This window comes from Aquabacterium sp., assembly GCF_050725395.1.
Classification (GTDB): domain Bacteria; phylum Pseudomonadota; class Gammaproteobacteria; order Burkholderiales; family Burkholderiaceae_C; genus Aquabacterium.
This window is the reverse complement of the sequence record NZ_JBOHHL010000008.1, coordinates 88,253-105,015: the sequence shown is the minus strand read 5'-3', so window position 1 is coordinate 105,015 and position 16,763 is coordinate 88,253. Positions and strand designations below refer to the sequence as shown.

General features: G+C 60.7%; 16 protein-coding genes. 7 read left to right on the top strand and 9 right to left on the bottom strand.

Annotation, left to right across the window (positions count from 1 at the left end; all coding sequences use genetic code 11):
- On the top strand, positions 1-471 hold the full coding sequence (locus tag ACREB4_RS07585; RefSeq protein WP_431587606.1) for a hypothetical protein: 471 nt from the start codon (positions 1-3) through the stop codon (positions 469-471).
- A gap of 97 nt (positions 472-568) precedes the next feature.
- Here the strand turns inward: ACREB4_RS07585 and ACREB4_RS07580 are convergent, their stop codons facing one another.
- From ACREB4_RS07580 to ACREB4_RS07545, 8 genes are all read right to left on the bottom strand, one after another.
- On the bottom strand, positions 569-715 hold the full coding sequence (locus ACREB4_RS07580) for a hypothetical protein (protein WP_431587605.1): 147 nt from the start codon (positions 713-715) through the stop codon (positions 569-571).
- A gap of 13 nt (positions 716-728) precedes the next feature.
- Complete coding sequence (locus tag ACREB4_RS07575) at positions 729-2,132, bottom strand: MATE family efflux transporter (protein ID WP_431587604.1); 1,404 nt, start codon at positions 2,130-2,132, stop codon at positions 729-731.
- Positions 2,133-2,224: 92 nt separating this feature from the next.
- On the bottom strand, positions 2,225-2,797 hold the full coding sequence (locus tag ACREB4_RS07570) for a DUF2239 family protein (RefSeq protein ID WP_431587603.1): 573 nt from the start codon (positions 2,795-2,797) through the stop codon (positions 2,225-2,227).
- Between the two features lie 10 nt (positions 2,798-2,807).
- The gene (locus ACREB4_RS07565; protein ID WP_431587602.1) at positions 2,808-3,260 is read right to left on the bottom strand and encodes a hypothetical protein; all 453 of its coding nucleotides are present in this window, start codon (positions 3,258-3,260) and stop codon (positions 2,808-2,810) included.
- A complete protein-coding gene (locus ACREB4_RS07560) occupies positions 3,229-3,591 on the bottom strand; it encodes a type II toxin-antitoxin system RelE/ParE family toxin (protein WP_431587601.1) in 363 nt (120 codons plus the stop codon). Before ACREB4_RS07560 ends, ACREB4_RS07565 begins: the two co-directional genes overlap by 32 nt.
- A 13-nt stretch (positions 3,592-3,604) precedes the next feature.
- Complete coding sequence (locus ACREB4_RS07555) at positions 3,605-3,937, bottom strand: type II toxin-antitoxin system Phd/YefM family antitoxin (RefSeq protein WP_431587600.1); 333 nt, start codon at positions 3,935-3,937, stop codon at positions 3,605-3,607.
- Between the two features lie 178 nt (positions 3,938-4,115).
- Positions 4,116-4,406 carry a helix-turn-helix transcriptional regulator gene (locus tag ACREB4_RS07550; RefSeq protein WP_431587599.1) on the bottom strand — a complete coding sequence of 97 codons (291 nt, stop codon included), beginning with the start codon at positions 4,404-4,406 and terminating at the stop codon, positions 4,116-4,118.
- Positions 4,367-4,612 carry a hypothetical protein gene (locus tag ACREB4_RS07545; protein WP_431587598.1) on the bottom strand — a complete coding sequence of 82 codons (246 nt, stop codon included), beginning with the start codon at positions 4,610-4,612 and terminating at the stop codon, positions 4,367-4,369. The genes ACREB4_RS07550 and ACREB4_RS07545 overlap by 40 nt, the downstream gene beginning before the upstream one ends.
- A gap of 194 nt (positions 4,613-4,806) precedes the next feature.
- Between ACREB4_RS07545 and ACREB4_RS07540 the strand changes: the two genes are divergently transcribed.
- From ACREB4_RS07540 to ACREB4_RS07520, 5 genes are all read left to right on the top strand, one after another.
- Positions 4,807-5,352, top strand: a complete 546-nt coding sequence (locus tag ACREB4_RS07540) for a hypothetical protein (protein ID WP_431587597.1) — start codon at positions 4,807-4,809, stop codon at positions 5,350-5,352.
- Between the two features lie 14 nt (positions 5,353-5,366).
- Entirely contained in the window at positions 5,367-6,911 is a 1,545-nt protein-coding gene (locus ACREB4_RS07535) for a methyl-accepting chemotaxis protein (RefSeq protein ID WP_431587596.1), read from the top strand.
- Positions 6,912-7,054: 143 nt separating this feature from the next.
- On the top strand, positions 7,055-7,342 hold the full coding sequence (locus ACREB4_RS07530; protein WP_431587595.1) for a hypothetical protein: 288 nt from the start codon (positions 7,055-7,057) through the stop codon (positions 7,340-7,342).
- A gap of 120 nt (positions 7,343-7,462) precedes the next feature.
- Positions 7,463-7,735, top strand: a complete 273-nt coding sequence (locus tag ACREB4_RS07525) for a YlcI/YnfO family protein (RefSeq protein WP_431587594.1) — start codon at positions 7,463-7,465, stop codon at positions 7,733-7,735.
- On the top strand, positions 7,732-8,046 hold the full coding sequence (locus ACREB4_RS07520) for a type II toxin-antitoxin system RelE/ParE family toxin (protein ID WP_431587593.1): 315 nt from the start codon (positions 7,732-7,734) through the stop codon (positions 8,044-8,046). The genes ACREB4_RS07525 and ACREB4_RS07520 overlap by 4 nt, the downstream gene beginning before the upstream one ends.
- Before the next feature lie 367 nt (positions 8,047-8,413).
- Here the strand turns inward: ACREB4_RS07520 and ACREB4_RS07515 are convergent, their stop codons facing one another.
- Positions 8,414-8,887: a hypothetical protein gene (locus ACREB4_RS07515; RefSeq protein WP_431587592.1), complete on the bottom strand. Its 474-nt coding sequence runs from the start codon at positions 8,885-8,887 to the stop codon at positions 8,414-8,416.
- 286 nt (positions 8,888-9,173) lie between these two features.
- Between ACREB4_RS07515 and ACREB4_RS07510 the strand changes: the two genes are divergently transcribed.
- Positions 9,174-16,697, top strand: coding sequence for a CHC2 zinc finger domain-containing protein (locus ACREB4_RS07510; RefSeq protein WP_431587591.1), 7,524 nt, complete (start codon positions 9,174-9,176; stop codon positions 16,695-16,697).
- The last annotated feature ends 66 nt before the right edge of the window (positions 16,698-16,763 follow it).

Below are 16,763 nucleotides of genomic sequence, written 5' to 3'. Positions count from 1 at the left end.
ATGAAAACCACCTATGTGCTGGCATTGCTCTTGGCGGCCTCGGGTGTGCAGGCCAGGCTGCCGACCACGAAGCGGGCCACGCCTGCAGATGCGACGACGGCACAGGCTCCACTGGTGCGACGCGTCGGCGATGCCTTGCATGTGGACGCCCAGCGCGCCTCGCGTCGCGCCGTGGTGGAGCAACTGGCCGCCGCCACCGGCACCCAATTGATTGGACCCACCAGCGCGCTGGACGGCACGCCAACGGTCAGTCGACATTGGCAGGGGCGCAACGCCATGCCTTTGCTGGCTCAGTTGCTGGATGGGCACATTGACTTTGCAGCCCTGTGCAACGCGCAAGGCTGCAAGGTTTGGCTGCAGGCCACGTCTTCATCCGATAGGCAGGCCACGCCTACGCCGCCGCCTGCCAGCCAGTACAGCCCAGCCAGCCCTCCGCAAGCTGATCCGCCCGGCTTGTTCCCATCTGAATGAAAGCACGCCCACACCGTGCCGAGTTCGTCGTCGAGCATGAACACCATCGCCGCGTGCTCCAGGTGCCGGTCCATGCAGGCTTGCAAGGCTTCTTCGCTCATGGCGTCAGCCCTTGCAACTTGCGGTCTGCATGCTTGCCCATGCGCAGTTCGAAGCGCGCGCGATTCAGCGCCGCGTGCACATTGCGGCTCGCGCCGAGCAGCAAGTGGCCGCTCGCGCGGGCTCGAATGGCGTAGATGCCCATCGGCGGGAAGGCGTCACGCGCCTGGCGCGCGGCCGCCCGTCGCGCCGAGCGCGACGCTTGGTTGGCTGGAGAGTCCATCTTTCTTTTCCTTGTGACAGTAGTAGAGGCCGTGCAGCACGAGCATGGCCAGGAAGGCCGCAGGGCAGGCCCAGAACACGCCAGCCAGGCCGAAGCGCGCTTCCAGCACTACGGCAACTGGCAACTCGACACCAACGATTGCCGCCATGCTCAGGAGCGCTGGCACCACCGCCTCGCCGCTCGCGCGCATCGTGCCCACCAGCACGTTGCTCCATCCGAGCAGCACCACGCTCCAGGCGACGGTGCGCACGATGGTGACCGCCTGCTCCAGCACGGGGCCGGGTTCCAGGAACACGCGCAGCGCGAACGGGGCGAGCAGGTGCGCAGCGACAACGAACAGCGGGGTTAGCAGGGCGTTCAAGCGCAGCCCCGTGCTCACGATCGCCGGCAGCCTTTCGCGCCGTCCCGCGCCGACTGCGTTCGCGCTGAAGATCGCCGCAGCAATGCCCAGGCTCATCGCAGGGAACTGCACCCAGCTCAGGACCTGCGTCGCCGCGCCATAGGCGGCAGTCGCGGTCGACCCGTGACGGTTCACCAGGCCCAGCAGCACGATCTCCGCAAGCGCCATCGCCAGCATCTGCAATGCGGCCGGCAGGCCGATGCGCAGCATGCGTTTGGCTATTGCCCCACTCGGCTTGCAGCCCTGCCACCCGGCGCCGGGGGCGAGCGGATGGCCGGCCCGACGCCAGCGCTGGATCAACACGGCAAGCGCAGCCAGCTGTGCGACGAGCGCCGAGACTGCCACGCCAGCCGCGCCCAAAGACGTGCCTGAAACGAGCAGCGGCGTGCACACCGCGCCCACCAGCGTCGCGGCCAGCAAGGACCACATCGGCGAGAGCGCGTCGCCGGTGCCGCGGCTCAGGGACAGGCCCGCCCACGCGACGAACACGAAGGGCATCACCAGCAACATGGCGCGCGCATAGCGGATCGCGGCCGGCAAGATGTCCGGCGGCGTGCCGAGGGCTTGCATCAACCAGGGCGCAGACCACGTACCGGCCACCGCGACCGCAAGCCCGACGCCAAGCGCAGCCGCAAAGGCCGTCGCACCCACGCGCCGCACCTGGGCCGCATCACGCGCGCCCCATGCTTGCCCCGCAAGGATGGTTGCGCCGGCGCCCAGCCCGATGATCAGTGACAACAGCAAGAAGAACACGGGAAAGAACGACGCCGCCGTCGCGATGCCGCTCACGCCTAGCAGGCGCCCGAGCCAGAAGCCATCGAGCAGTCCACCCGCACTTTGCAGCGCGTGCGTCAGGATCAAGGGGGTCAGCAGCGCGAGGTAATGCGTGCGCAACGTCGGCACCGGCCCGGCGCGGGTCGTCGTTTCTGGCTCGTTCATGAGGGCTCTTGTGGATCGCGGGCGTGCGTGTGCCCGCAGCGCGGCGGCCCGAGGCCACGCGCTGGTTGTAGAAAAAAAGAAAGAGGTCCGGCTTAGCCGGGTGCAGGTTCGGCTAGCTGAAGAACGTACGCCCGCACGTCTTCCGGCCATGCGGCCATCTGCGCCACCAGCCGCTCTTTGTCGCCAGCGAACAGCGCCCGCGATGCTTCCTCGAAGCCGGCGAGATTGCCGGCCAGCGTGGACATGGCGTGATACGCGCGGTCACGCGCCTGGCGCGTCCGGTCCTGGTCGCCGCCATGGCGCCGCGCTTCGTGCACGAGCTTGCGCAAGGCCACGGAGGCGCCACCCGGCTGCGCCGCAAGCCAATCCCAATGTTCCGGCAGCAGCGTCACTTCCCGCGCGACCACGCCAAGCTTGGGGCGACCTCGGCCCTTGGGCACCTGGGGCGGCACAGCCAGGGTGTAGCGCGCCGCCACGGCTTCCTCGCCACCGCGCAGATCGAGGTCGGCAGACTGGCCGCTGGCATTGCTGAAGACCAGCGGATGCCCTTCGGGATGCGTCAGCTGGGCCCGCAGCACGGCCACGGCGACTTCTTGCAAGGAACCCGTGGCTATGCGGCGTCCATCCAGGAAAGCGGTGTAGGTGAGCGGTATGGCTTGGTTCATGGTGCGAATTCTACCCGGGGTTAAATGATCTAGTCAATATCACCCGGATAAATTCATGCTTGCCTTGGTTTGCGTGAGCGCCAGCACAACGTGCCAGGTTCAGGCGTGCAAGGCGTTTGGAGCGGAAGGCCAGCTTCTGAACCCAGGCCGCAAGGCCAATGTGCGGGCACAGCAAGTCGAGCTGGGCCAGGTCGCGCTGCGCTTCGGCCACGTCCACATCGGCCGGGATCAAACCGGCGTTGTCGCTCATCGCGACCAGCGTGCGGCGGTAGAAGGTTTCAGACTTCTCGCCCATCTTGTTCAGGCTGCGGCGCTCGTCGGTGTTCAGCGAGATCAGGCCGGACAGCTTGCTTTCGAGCGTGGACAGCGCGTCGGCGATGGCGGCGTGGTCGGCTGCGGTCAGGGTGAGGGCCAGGTCAAAGATGGCCTGTTCAGGCGCCAGGCCAGAGGCGCGCAAAGTCAAACGAAAGCTGGCGGTGATGCCGGATGGACAGCAAATACACCGTCAACTTGACTGCATCCACGGCATACAAGATCAGGTAATCGCTGTGCAGGTACACGCGCAAGGCGTCGGCCGCACCTTGGGGCAGTTGCGCCAGGTGGGTCAGGGCCTCAGCCGATTGCGGTGGCTGATCCAAATAGCGCTTGCCGATCAGCGGGAAGCGGGCCAGGTTGGGGATCACCGTGCCCCGAAGGCCAGCTAGCAAGTTGTCATACGCAAAAGCGGCGTCGGCCTCTTCCAGAAAGACCTCGATGAATGCCAGGCGCTCGATGAAGCTGTCTGTCAGCTCCACGTTGTGAAGCTGCTCAGCCACGGTGTTTGGGCTTTGTCTTGCTGGTGGTTGCGGCCTTGGCTTTGCGCGCAGCTTGCAGGCCTGCCAAAGCGGTATCGGCGTTTTGTGTTCTGCCTGCCAGCACATCGGCCAGGCCTTGGCGGGCATCGTCGATCAGCAGCAGGTGGATGCGCTCACGCTCCAGGCGGTGGTAGTAGTCCAGCCGCTCGGCGTCGATCAGCGCCACGTAGCTTTCACCGTTCTTGGTGATGATCTTTTCGGCGCCGGCCTTGGCTTGTTCGGCCAGTTCAGACAGGTTGGCGCGTGCTTGGGTGAACGGCACGACATCGCTGGCAGAAAAGCCCATGGCTGGCTCCTTCGGGTAATGACAGAATTCTGTGCAGTTTACGCGAAGGAAAGGGATTCTGGTGGTGTCCCCCAACTCATCCAATCCCAATTCGAGGACTTGCCTGGCTTCAAGGACATCCTTGACACGCTGCACAAGCGGTACAACAACCCGTCCAATACCGGCATCCTCAAGTAGCTCAGCGCCCAAGAAACTCCGTCGGCGCCATCCCCGTCACCTGCCGGAAGGCAGACGAAAATGCGGCCCCATTGGCAAAGCCCGCATCGGCAGATACCCGGGCGATCGCATCCCCCCTGGCCAGCCGATCAATCGCCCACACGATGCGGGCGCGCTGCCGCCATGTCTTGAAGGTCAGCCCGGTTTCCGCAGGGAACATCCGGCTCGCGGTGCGGACCGAGGTGGCAGCGCGGGACGCCAGTTCACCGAAGCTCAAGCGGTGCTGGTGATCGGCAAAGGCCAGGTCGGCCACGCGGCGCCCCACGGGCCGGCGACCAAGCCGATGAGACTGCAAACGAGCAGATGCTGGCTGCGCACTGGTGCTGATTCCGCCTGGAACTGGCGTTCCAGCGTTTTGGTGAAACGAAGCCCTGAAAAGCCATGACGCCATTGCGCCGCAATCTTCGTGCTGTTTTTTCTGAACCGACGCGTAGATTGATTGGCAGCTGTTTGATCCATCAAGACACTTTCGCTACACAGACTATTCGGCCGTTCACCCCAATACTTCAGACTCCTGGCCCATGCCAAAGGCCATCTCGGAATCTTCAGCGCGGCCCTGCTCAAGCGGCAACGGCACTATGCCGATAAGGGATAAGCGTCATGCGCGTTCGCTTGAATCCACCTGCAACTGATCCAACAAAGGCAACCCCATCATGTCTCGACGTCATTTCATCGCATCTTGCGCCGTCTTCGCCGCTTTGGCGGGCTTTGCCCCCGTCAGCATGGCCGAACCGATCCCACCCGCCCTGCAGAAGCGGGTTGACGAATACCGTGTCAAGCTGGAGAAGTGGGCTGCCAATCCGGTGGTGATCGCCGCCGCCAAGGCCTCCAATGTCAGCGGAGGGCTGCCGGGCATGACGTCGGCCAAATGGACTGAACTCCCAGACACCGATCCCGTCGTCAAATCCATCGGCACGTCAGCTGCCGGCAAGTTCGTCGACAGCCTGGATTCGAAGGAAGTCAACAAAGTCGGTGTTCGCGACAAGGCTGGCAACATCGTTGCTGCCAACGTCAAGGTCATCCTCTACAACGTCGCCCACCGTCCTTGGTTCAAGCCCGCGATCGCTGGCACCAGCTACCAGATGGACCAGATGGCGAAGGATCCAACCACGCAAGTCATGGGGGTCCAGATCTCCACACCCATCAAGGATGGTGCCGAGATCGTCGGTGTCATGCACGCCTCCATCACCGCTAACTGAGGCGAGGACGCGCCATGCTGAACAAGGTACGTATTCGCACGCGCCTGGGCATCGGATTCGCATCCGTGCTCCTGGGTGTCGTGATGGTGGCCACGGTCGGGGCGGTTGCACTCCACAGCATGGGTGGACAGATGTCGCTGGTCGGCCAGCAAATCTACAAGCGCGCCGAAACCTTGAGCGCACTGGAAAGATCCATCAAGGATCGCAACATCGCGCTCAGGGACCTTGCGTCACAAGATGACCTGGCTGAGCTTGCCGTGCAGGTCAAGCAGTTCAAGGGCGCCCGCGATGAGTTCAAGAAGCTGCATGCGGCGTTCAAGGACCAAATCGTGGGTGATGAACAGTTGCTGCAACTGGCCGCACAGCTCGACACACTGAACGACGATGGTCAGAAGGTCGTCGATGCCGTGCTCAACCACGCGATGACCGGCAACACGCCCGAAGCCGTGAAGGCAGCGCGCGATGGCATGGCGCCCATCCAGGCCAAGTCCAACGAGGCGCTGAACGGGGTCAGGCAGGCACTGGCGCAGCGCTCCGAAGGCGTTGTCAATGGTGCCAGCGCCAGCGCGCATGTGAGCATGCTGGTCATGGGCGGTTCGGCTTTGTTCGTTCTGGTCATCGGTGGCTTGCTGGCTTGGCTGATCGCGCGCAGCGTCGTCGAACCCATGCGGCGAGCCGTGGCGGCGGTCAACCAGATTGCCGCGGGTGACCTGACCCAGGATGTTCGCTTTGAAGGGCATGACGAGGCCGCCGAGATGCTGAGTGCGCTGGCCAGCATGCAGGGGGCCTTGCGCAACCTGGTCGGTCAAGTGCGCTCGGGCGTGGAGTCGGTGGCCACGGCCAGCGGCGAGATCGCCCAGGGCAATGCCGATCTTTCCAATCGGACAGAGCAGCAGGCCAGCAGTCTCCAGCAAACCGCGTCGAGCATGGAGCAGATGACGGCCACCGTCACCCAGAGTTCGGACACGGCACGCTCTGCCAGCCAATTGGCAACGCGGGCCACCGAAGTGGCGGCGCAGGGCGGCGAGGTCGTGCAGCGTGTGGTGGCCACGATGGCGGAAATCCAGGCGGCCAGCCGCAAGATTGGCGACATCATCGGCACCATCGACGGCATTGCCTTTCAGACCAACATCCTGGCGCTGAATGCGGCGGTGGAGGCGGCACGCGCAGGCGAACAAGGCCGTGGATTTGCCGTGGTGGCCGGAGAGGTTCGTTTGCTGGCACAGCGCTCAGCCGAAGCGGCGCGCGAGATCAAGGTGTTGATCAGCAACAGCAGCGATCGGGTCGAAGCTGGCGGCGTGCTGGTGGGCGAAGCCGGTCAAACCATGGGCCAGATTGTTGAACAGGTCCGGCGTGTGAACGATCTGATCGCCGACATCAGTGCGAGCACCCAGGAGCAGACCCAAGGCATCAGTCAGGTCAGCATGGCAGTGTCTCATCTGGACAAGATGACCCAGCAAAACGCAGCACTGGTTGAGGAGTCGGCCGCCGCGGCGCAAAGCATGTCCCATCAATCGATCAAGCTTTCTGAAGCCGTCAGCGCGTTCAAACTGGCTTAGGGGATGGCCTTTGAACCCGGGCTGCAAGGCACTTGGTGGCCGGTCAGACGGTGTACTTTCAATACCCCGATGCCAGGCAGCAACCTGTTTGCTGTAAGCGCCTTACGGCCCAGGACTTCACAAGGGCGGACGATGCGGATACCTTGGCCACCAACGAAGTCACTGGCGACCCACCTGTGATCTACAAGGCGCGCTTGCCCAAATTGTGGGCCGAGATGCCGTTTGTGGGGGCGGCCACCATTGGCCTGAGCTTGCGCACAGAAAGTATCGGCCGGAAGTTGATCGCGACCGCCAGGCAAAGGCACGTCACCACAGTTGAGACATGCACCAGCCAGGAAGGCGTGCATTTGATGGCCAAGAAGGGAAAGGTCGAGGTGACGCATCTGTACCTCGGCCTTGGGTATGAAGTTGAACATCCGACTTGCAAATAGTCGGGGGCATAGGCTGTTTGGTGTTCGGCGCCTTCACGTGACGACAGAATTCTGTAAGTTTTTACCCATGGCCGCAGCGAAGCCCTTGAACGTGTAGTGCTAATGCACTACAGTGGGGCCATGAAAACCGCCGTCATCCCCCAAATCCGTGTCGAACCGGAGTTGCGCGCCGATCTTGATTCGGTACTCCTGCCCGGCGAGACGTTGACTGAATTTGTCGAGGCATCGGTGCGTCGCGCCGTTGAATTTCGTCGCGTACAAACAGACTTCGCCGCGCGGTGCGATGCCTCATTGGCAGCGTACGAGCGCACCGGGGCTTCAATTCCGTCGGACGTTGTTTTGTCGAAGCTTGAGGCGAAGGTCGCAGCACGGGTGAAGCAGCTTCGCAAATGACGTTCAGAGTCGAATTCACGCCTGAGGCCGATGCCGACCTGGATCGCCTGTTCGACTTCCTGCTGGAGCGCGCCGAGACTGTCGAAGAAGCCATGCGTGCCTATGAAGCTGTCGAGGCCATTCGCACCGCTGCCAACAGTCATCTCGCGACCACGCCTTACAGCTATCGCAAGGTTGGTCAACGCCCAACATTGCGTGAACTCATTGTCCCGTTCGGCTCCACCGGGTATGTGCTTCGCTTCGATATACGCACCCCTGAGTTGGTTCTCGTCATCGGCGCACGCCACCAACGCGAAGAGGATTTCCACTGACTCAATGGGCTGGACCGGACCGTTTCAAAGCCGGCGCGCAAGGCTTTTTGCGCGGAACACCGCCTTCTGAACCCGGCCCGCAAGGCAAAAAGCCTTGCGCGCAAGGATGCTGAACCCCGAACGCAAGGCCCTTGAGCCTTGCACTTTGACCATCTGAGGCCCAAGCGCCGGGCTTTGAGCCTTGCGCGCAAGGCCCTGTATCCCCAACGTCGGGGTTCTGAGCCTTGCACCGCAAGCCTTTGAGCCCCAAGCGCCGGGTTCCATAGCCTTGGCCGCAAGCAGAAAAGCCTTGCGCGCAAGGCCCACCCACCCGAAGGCCCATGAAAAAAGCCCCGCGAGCGGGGCTTTGATGCTGGCGGGCCGGGCTTCAAGCGGCTTGGGCAGGGCTTTCCGTGGCGCGCGTCTTGCGCATGAAGCGGACGGACATGTCTTTGCGCAGGGAATCCAAGCCAGAACCCTTGCCCAGCACCTTCAACAGGGCGTAGCCCTCCAAGGCCGTGACCATGACGTCGCTTCCCAAGGCCATCTCGGAGTCTTCAGCGCGGCCCAGCAGCTTGGTCAGCCTGGCGATGTGCGGGCGCAGCGCGTCGAGCTGGGCCAGGTCGCGCTGCGCTTCGGCCACGTCCACATCGGCCGGGATCAAACCGGCGTTGTCGCTCATCGCGACCAGCGTGCGGCGGCAGAAGGTTTCAGACTTCTCGCCCATCTTGTTCAGGCTGCGGCGCTCGTCGGTGCTCAGCGAGATCAGGCCGGACAGCTTGCTTTCGAGCGTGGACAGCGCGTCGGCGATGGCGGCGTGGTCGGCTGCGGTCAGGGTAAGGGAAATGAGGTTTTGCGGCATATCTTCCTGGCGTTCGTTTTGTTGATGAGGCCGCGACTTTAGGGATTGGGGTTGGCGGAGGGAATCACCATCAAGAGGGGTGCGCGCATGGCTTGTCGTTGACCGTAAATGGTGGCTAATGCCCAGAAGCGAAAGTTGGAAGTAGGGAAATCGATGTTCACTTAGGACTGGTTGCTGTCGTTCAAATCGAGACACCGTATGGCAGCCGCGCACCGTCGCTTCCGGTACATCCTGTTACGGGCCTGATAAGCTTCCCCTCACGAATTCAAAGTTGTCAGGGGGATATGTGGACCGTTTCGATATTGGCGATTTGCTAACAAAGGCACCATTGGAGGATGTGGTGCGACGTCTTGGTATCGAGACAGAGAGCCGCGGCCCGCAGACCCGTGCGTTGTGCCCGTTCCACCAGGACACTAAGCCATCGCTCAACCTGTATCCAGCTGGCGGCAATTCGCCGGAGCACTATCACTGCTTTGCTTGTGGGGCTCATGGCAATGCTATTGATCTGGTCAAGCAAATTGAAGGGTTGGACTTCCTTCCGGCAGTGCAGTGGTTGGCGCAGCAGTTTGGCATTCGAAGCCCGCGCCGCCGGTCCTCGCGTAAGGTTGAGCATCAAGTCACAAGCGAGTTAGCTCTGGACTTCGCCTTGCGGATCTTCAATGAACATCATGACTCTCAGCGGTTCAAGGCCTGGTGCGAAGAGCGTGCGTTCGATGCCACCTTCCTCCATGATCAGGGCCTGCGTTGCATCACGCGTGCTGTACTGGTCGAGGGTTTGCAAGCCAAGAGCGTCGGAGAACGCGCCGAGTTGATCGACGGTTTGCAGACTCTTGGGCTGATCAAGCGCCTGCGCTCCATGTCCAAAGCCGATCAGCTAAAGCTGGATTTAGCTGATCAGTTCCACGACTACTTTCACGACGGCCGTGTCGTGATCCCCATTCGCAATGCCGAGGCCAAGCGGTCTGTAGTTGTTGGCTTCGCTGGCCGAGCGTTGCAGAACGTACCGCCTGAGGGAGTGCCCAAGTACCTGCTTACGGCGGGATTCGAGAAAGCCAAACACCTGTTCAACGCGGCTGCGGCATTTGCGGCTGTGAGGGAAAAGTTGAAGAGCGGTGAGCCGGCAACGCTCTACCTTGTTGAGGGCTTTCTGGATGCTCTACGCCTGCAGTACTTAGGGCAAGACGCGGTCGCCCTGATGGGTATCAGTCTGAGCAAGGAGCAGTTCAATCTGCTGCAGAACTTAGTCGATGATTTGCCATCCAGCCAGGCCGCAATGAGACTCGGCATATTTCTTGACAACGATCCAGCTGGCTTCGGCGGCACGGATCGACTGGTGCGCGCTCTTTTAGGCATGAGCGGCGTGGACGTTCGCTGGGTCGGTACACCGTGGCGTACCCAACCAGCGTTGGGCAAGGATCCCGATACCTGCCTGAGCGGCACTACCTCGCCTGAGGAGGCTGCAGAATGGTTGCAGAGCTATGACCTCCCCGCCGAGGCCGTACTACTAGTGTCAGCCCTGGGCAGTCAGGATGCGTCTGACTTGCAGAACCAACGCTGGAGTCAACTTTCAGCTACTGGACGCGAGCGTGCTTTGTTCAGAGCGGCGTTGGCAGTCAAAAAACTTCACGGCAACCGAACGCTTGATCACCTGTTGCTGCGCTTGACCGACAGTCCGTGGAGTTGGACAAACGCATTGCACGAATTGCTTTCGCGGGAAGGCTCCGGGAAACCGCCGATCGGTCGCGGCATTTATCTAGAGGGTGCCTATGAGCGTGCGGCCCTCGCTCAAACCTTGGCGTACCACGGCGCGCGGCGGGGCGAGCTACCTTGTGACGAAGAGGTGTGGCTGACATTGAGCGGCAATGCCAGGCTGTTTGACCAGACGGCCTTGGCACGTTTGCAGGCCGCGATGAGTGCGCAAGCCTCACGTTGGCTTCAGGCTGCTCCATTTGATGCGGTGCACTTGCCCCGCAAGCTTACTGCCGATACGAAGGTGCTGGATGATCCGCGCCGCAAGGTTATGCCACACCCAGCTGACTTGCAACTGCAGCAACTGCTGCTCAATGAGTTGCTGACCCAGCGGCATGACCGCCTAAATGCCAGTGGTCAAACCTTCTCGGCCAGCATTCCCGCCGTGCGTTGGTATGCCTCGCGCAATACGGTGGAGGTGACCGGTCCATATGTCGAGCTCAACGAACCTCGTATCGAAGAGGGTGAACCTGAAACCTTGAGCTTTGGTTACCAGATCGACATGGATGTTTTGGAGGGCGATAAGACGCCGTCTGACCAGGGCATGTTCAGGCCTTTTGGACAGTGCTGGCGAGATTTCATGGGCAGCCTGACGAAGCAGTGCCACGCCATCGGGCCACGCGTGCACGTGCTGCGCCTGGATGCCAAGCGCTACTACGACACTATTCAACGCTATGTGGTGCGAGATGCCCTGCTGGAGCCATTGCGCGCCGTGCTGACAACCAGCGGTATCCCGGAGGGGTTAGCGGATGTATTCGGCTTAACTACCGCGACCGTGCCGGCTGAGTACGAACGTGCCCTGGATCAACTGCTGAGCGATTTGCTTTTTGGTCATGAGTTTCGAGACCCACAGCGAAAAGGGGCAATTGGCAAAATACCGACTCAGCACAGTGACGAGGCTATTGGCATTCCACAAGGGCCGGTGCTGTCTGCCTACATTGGCACCATCGCATTGTTTCCGGTTGACCATGTCGCTCGGCGCTTCATCCGAGACACGGCGGACACTGGGTCGGACGGGGTTTCCCGTCCTCGAGCTGGCTATGCGCGCTATGTAGATGACATTGTGTTGTTTGCGGAAACTGAGGCGCTGCTGAAAGAATTGCGCGAAAAATTGCAGTTCAAGGCTAATGAGCGCTCGATTTCACTGATCCACAAGGGTGATCGCGTGCGCGCCGGCTCACCCGTACAAGTGATGCGCCAACTCAATGAGGGGCGGGGCTTGGCGGCCTCAATGCCGGCCTGGGAGCCGCCGTTGGTGGATGAACTCTTGGTGGGTGATGGTGAGGCCGGTTGGGGTCTAGGGGGCGACATGCCAACTGTTGACCGGCAGTGCGCGCTGAAGATGCTGCGCCACCCTGCACTTATGACCGACCCCAAAGGCATTGAGGCACAGGTCAAGGCTGCCATGCAGGCGCCCGATCTCCGACCCAACGACTTGGGTCTGTGTTCGCGCTGGCTATGGTGGCAGGTGGCGTCTGAACTCGATGGTGATGGATCGACAGCCTGGCAGCGCTACCGGGAGTTGTGGAAGAGCGTATGTGAAGGCCGCGAGTGGGCAGATGCATTCGAGCAACGCGGCTACGACTTGCTCTATGCGGTGGAAGGTCTGGACAAGCTGATGGACGCCAACCCCTGGATGGAGAACGACCAGACCTTGGCGGAACTCCCGAAATCCCGAGACAAGCGCAAGCACCTGGCCGCATTGGTCAGCCACCCCAATTTTTTCGAGGACGTCCATCCTGCCGAGAACTGGGCGCACGTACGGCGACGTGCACGTTTAGTGGCACAAAAAGCGCGACGCTTGGCGAACAATTCGCCGGTGCCCTACAACGTTGAAGGACAGCTTGAAGGAGAGGTGTCCGCCATCGAATGGCTTTGCTTAGCGGCCGAACGCATCGGTGCGGTGGCCAGTTGTGGTGATGCCGCTGATTTGCACCCTTTGGTATCACTCGAGAGACGCCGCCTGAGACCGTCTATCGTTGATTCTGGTGATCAATGTGTCGAGGACGTGTGTCTGCTCTTGCGGCCTAACGGTGAGCCAATTGTCATTGAGAAGCCTGACGACGCTTCGCTTGGCTTGGCGATCGACTTTGTACTCAGCAGTGCGCCGCGTGGGCAGAGGCTTGATGTGTTGGCCAAGTTTCCGAAGCTGCTGGTGAAAGCCAGCGGCGGCGTACCTCAGCGCTCCATCCCGCACCTACCTGTTGTGAAGGACGGGCAGGACGGACACGAGGCGGCATCGCTTTACGCGATAGATGAGCCGAGACCTGGAATCGCTAGGCATTTGTTTCGCTACGCCGTACCTGCATTGCCAACCGAAGCGCGGTATTTCGTTCAGGTGCCGTTGCAAGGTGACGAGTCAAATTGGCCTAGTGTCGAAGCATTAAGTTTCGAGTCTCTGCAAAATCCGTCTGAAAGGTTGGGGGTGGAAAGGAGCAAGGATGCTCTTCCTTGGGTCGAATTGGCCGACCAAGGCGCTAGCCCGCCAGAACCGATCACGCACAAGGCTGCGCGCTTGTTTGAGGCCCTTTGTGCGATGCACGGGGGATTTTCGCCAGAGAACGACCAAGGCATCTACGTTCCTTTCCGACCACAGCTGTTCAGGGCTGACGAGGGGGACAAGTCCATCTTGCATCTAGTGGCCGATCCCGTCGATCGCAAGCTACTGGGCGCGAACGCCTGGTTTCACAACCATGACGATCGGGTCAAGTCCGTGATCGTACCGAAGGACCAAGCCCATCTGTGGCGCATGGGCTGGACTGTGGCCGATGTGCTGGGAGTGGCCGCCGACATGGCGGGTGAAACCGGTCACCGCGATGAGCAGTTAACGGATGACGCGGTTGAGCTTGATGAGCAAGAAGATGTTAAGTCAGCCAACCAAAGCACCCAGATAGAGCAGTATGTGTTGCGCCAGCAACTGCGCAAGTTGCAGGGCGCCTTCGTTTCCGAGGGGGAAATTGGTCCCGAAGCGCCAGGCACGACGGCATTACCCGGCACAGTGAAGCGTGCCTTAAAACTGTTACGTGACTTCCCAGCCAACCGCGCGCTGGATCAACAGGTTCGGCATTTGCTCGTAGTCGAGGCGGAGACCCGTGCCATGGCCTTGCGCCTACGAGCGCGCCGCAATGAAGATCTACGCCTGGAACTTCACCGCGTATTTCCAGAAGTGCTGGACCGTTTGCCGTTTTGGGCGCTAGAAGGATTGAGCCTAGGGCAACCATCGGTCGACACTGCCGCATTGCGACCAGAGCTAGGTTTGATGCTGGCGCTGTATCAGGCCTTGTTCCCCCAAGTGGCCAGTGCCGAGGTAGAGACGAAGGCTCCACCGTTGCGCATAGCACTGGCTTTGGCAACCACAGGCTTCGGTCTGCGCGGCAGCGTGGCCGCACTGTGGGGGCTAACGGCTAAGCAAGGCACGCGCCGCATGCCTGAGCGCTTCAACCTCCCCGCTACTTGGGCAATGCCGAACATGGCACGTCTGGACCCGCAGTTCGACTACAGCGCCATGCGTAAGTGGCTGTTTGACGCGAGTTGGCCCGACCTGTGCCGCGCCAGCCCATGGCACTGGATGCTGGCCCTGATTGGTTTGCTCGATAGCAGTTTTCCGCAGGCGTTCAAACTGGAAGAGTTGAAGGACGTGTATTCGACATTGAGCGCTTGGCAGAGTGAACCAGGCGCGCCTGACGAAGTCGACCAAACGGAAGCAATTTGGCCCTTTGACGCGTTGCCCAGATTCACGCTGAAGAACTGCGAGGCATTGACCTCGGCACTGCCAGTCGCGTTGCGCGAGCTTGATAAGCACTTGGGTCTATACCTGGTTCGCCAGCGGGCTCAACATTTTCGGCGAAGCCTGCACAGCGACGAGTTCACTGATGCCAGTGATGCCAGTTGGCAAATCGCCAAGCCACAGTTCACTGGTTTGGGTCGTGAGGGTGTAGAGCGGCAGCTTGAGGGGGCGCGCAAACTGTCGGTCTGGACAGAGACTCGCAGCAACTTCGACGACGAACTGTTGGCAGTGCACACACTGGACTCCAGGCTTGGGCAGTGGATGCCCACCTGGCCGAAGCAATCAGCCCAAGATCACAAGGCCGCGCCGGCACCCTCGGATCCAGCGGCAGTTCACGATGAGCCTACAACCGCAATGCTGGAGGCGTCAACTGACCAAGCTGTGCTACCCCAACCCGACGATGGCGTCCAGGTGGCGGGAATTGCAGAAGAGGCGAGCACGCCAAAGAATGGTGCTCTGGATCAGGACATCGTCGACAAGCTGCGCTTTTCGCAATCAGCATCGCGCATTAAGCGCATCGACCGCAATGACTCTAGCGATCACGGCAAAGCTAGAGCTGGAAGTCACTTCCGCGTTGCGCTGTTTCAATGGCGATCAGACGAAAGTTATGCCCATCCTATTAGCGAGGTCGGGTTGAAGTCCTTCCCCTTTAGCAAATCCTCTTTGGAGGAGCTACGTGGTTTGCTGACCAATGTGGGCGATCTTGGGTCTGTAGATGGCGCAGCAAGAAGGGGCTCAGAATTCAAATGGGGCAAAGACATCAGAGTTATTTCGTGGCCTGAGCACCGGCGCCGGTCTTTGCTCCGCGAGGCGTTGAAGGCTTGTCATGAACTGGGGGTGGAGTTGCTGGTGCTGCCTGAGGTGTCGGTTAGGTCTGAGACGGTCGATTGGCTGAAAGATGAACTGCGTCAACACTATCCTGGATTGGCCGTGTTGGCCGGCACTTACCGCCAGTTTGGCCAAGAGCGCGAAGATACCGAGCATCTACAGGAAAAATTGACTCTGCTGTGGAAGCCAGAGCCAGCATTGGCCAGGAGCCTCGGGCTCGAGGGTGACTCTGAGCCGCTTCATTTTCAACGGGGTAAGAAATATCGCGCAGTGGCTGCACACGAGTTTTTCCGGCCGGATCTCCTTGAGTTGGCGCCGCTCTACGGCGAAGAACAGCTATTCGAAAAATTACGTGAGCTTCGTGCGAAGGAGCGTAAGGGCGAGTGGTCAAGTACCGAACTAGCTGCGCTGGTAAGAGCATTGGTGCACGAGACGCCAAAGCTGCGCTATTGCATGGAGTTGATCTGCTCCGAGCTGTTCCTGCTCACCAGCCCAGCCAATCGCATGCCGTTGGAGCGGGATATGGCGAAGGTGTTCAAGCACTTCGGTTTGGATCCGGCTAACGTCAGGAAGCAAGTATCCAATGACATCGAGGCAATTGGCGAGCTCTTGACTGTCGCGCAATCAAACCGTGAGCGTCGATCAGTGCTCGTGGTCCCAGCATGCACAAGTCGCAGCAACGACTATTGGCATGCCGGCCAAGCCAGTGTGCTGGCCTCTGGTACCGCCACCGTGTTCTGCAACGCGGCAAACAAGCTGGGCGTCGGTGGAAGCTGCTTTATCGGCATTGACTCTGTAAGCCAATCATCTGATTCAGCAGGAATTGTGCATTTCCTAACACCGTACCATGGCTGGTTGAAGGGCATTCTGCAGAACAACGGGACAGGGGCCTTGTCCAAATCTGACCAAGCCTTGGTTGTGGTCGATTTGGACCCCGTCCATGTGGTCAGCGGGAAGCCTAGGCCACAGTTGTTGCCTGAGCCAATGTCTTTAGTGGCCTATTTGCCCGTGGTGGAAGTAGTGGACAAGACCGGCACCGCTGAGGGCATCGTCATTGCATTGGGCAGTGAGCTCAAAGACAGTGACCGAGAAAGAGTCAAGTCGCTTTTCCATGCAGACGCGTTTCCGCCCCATTGCGGCTCGCTACATGAGAAGGAAGACTTCTTCCAGGCGTTCAATGCGCTTCTTGATGCGAAGAGAACTGGCCTGCTATCGACAACTGCGGGAGGCGCTACGCTGGATAAGTTTGCTGACTTCTTTGGTGAGCCTGACGCGGTGCGCCAACGCATCATGGCTTGGTTGAAGGATCGTCACCAACAACCCGCGCCCAAAGCTGGCGATTGGAACTTGGAGCCGGCTTGGCTCGATTTTCTTGTTGCTGACCTGACATACGGGCGTGAAGTAGCGACTGTGCGGGTGCCGTCTTGGATGGAGGTTGGTTTTTGATGAAAAGAGTCATCTCCACTCAGTGACTAGCCATCCAAGGCCCTCTTCGACGGAAACGCCTTGTTC

Bases quoted from the DNA above. Each gene is read 5' to 3' on its own strand.
- ACREB4_RS07585 (WP_431587606.1), top strand. From the start codon at position 1: ATGAAAACCACCTATGTGCTGGCATTGCTCTTGGCGGCCTCGGGTGTG.
- ACREB4_RS07580 (WP_431587605.1), bottom strand. From the start codon at position 715: ATGGGCATCTACGCCATTCGAGCCCGCGCGAGCGGCCACTTGCTGCTC.
- ACREB4_RS07575 (WP_431587604.1), bottom strand. From the start codon at position 2,132: ATGAACGAGCCAGAAACGACGACCCGCGCCGGGCCGGTGCCGACGTTG.
- ACREB4_RS07570 (WP_431587603.1), bottom strand. From the start codon at position 2,797: ATGAACCAAGCCATACCGCTCACCTACACCGCTTTCCTGGATGGACGC.
- ACREB4_RS07555 (WP_431587600.1), bottom strand. From the start codon at position 3,937: ATGGGCTTTTCTGCCAGCGATGTCGTGCCGTTCACCCAAGCACGCGCC.
- ACREB4_RS07545 (WP_431587598.1), bottom strand. From the start codon at position 4,612: ATGGATCAAACAGCTGCCAATCAATCTACGCGTCGGTTCAGAAAAAAC.
- ACREB4_RS07540 (WP_431587597.1), top strand. From the start codon at position 4,807: ATGTCTCGACGTCATTTCATCGCATCTTGCGCCGTCTTCGCCGCTTTG.
- ACREB4_RS07535 (WP_431587596.1), top strand. From the start codon at position 5,367: ATGCTGAACAAGGTACGTATTCGCACGCGCCTGGGCATCGGATTCGCA.
- ACREB4_RS07525 (WP_431587594.1), top strand. From the start codon at position 7,463: ATGAAAACCGCCGTCATCCCCCAAATCCGTGTCGAACCGGAGTTGCGC.
- ACREB4_RS07520 (WP_431587593.1), top strand. From the start codon at position 7,732: ATGACGTTCAGAGTCGAATTCACGCCTGAGGCCGATGCCGACCTGGAT.
- ACREB4_RS07515 (WP_431587592.1), bottom strand. From the start codon at position 8,887: ATGCCGCAAAACCTCATTTCCCTTACCCTGACCGCAGCCGACCACGCC.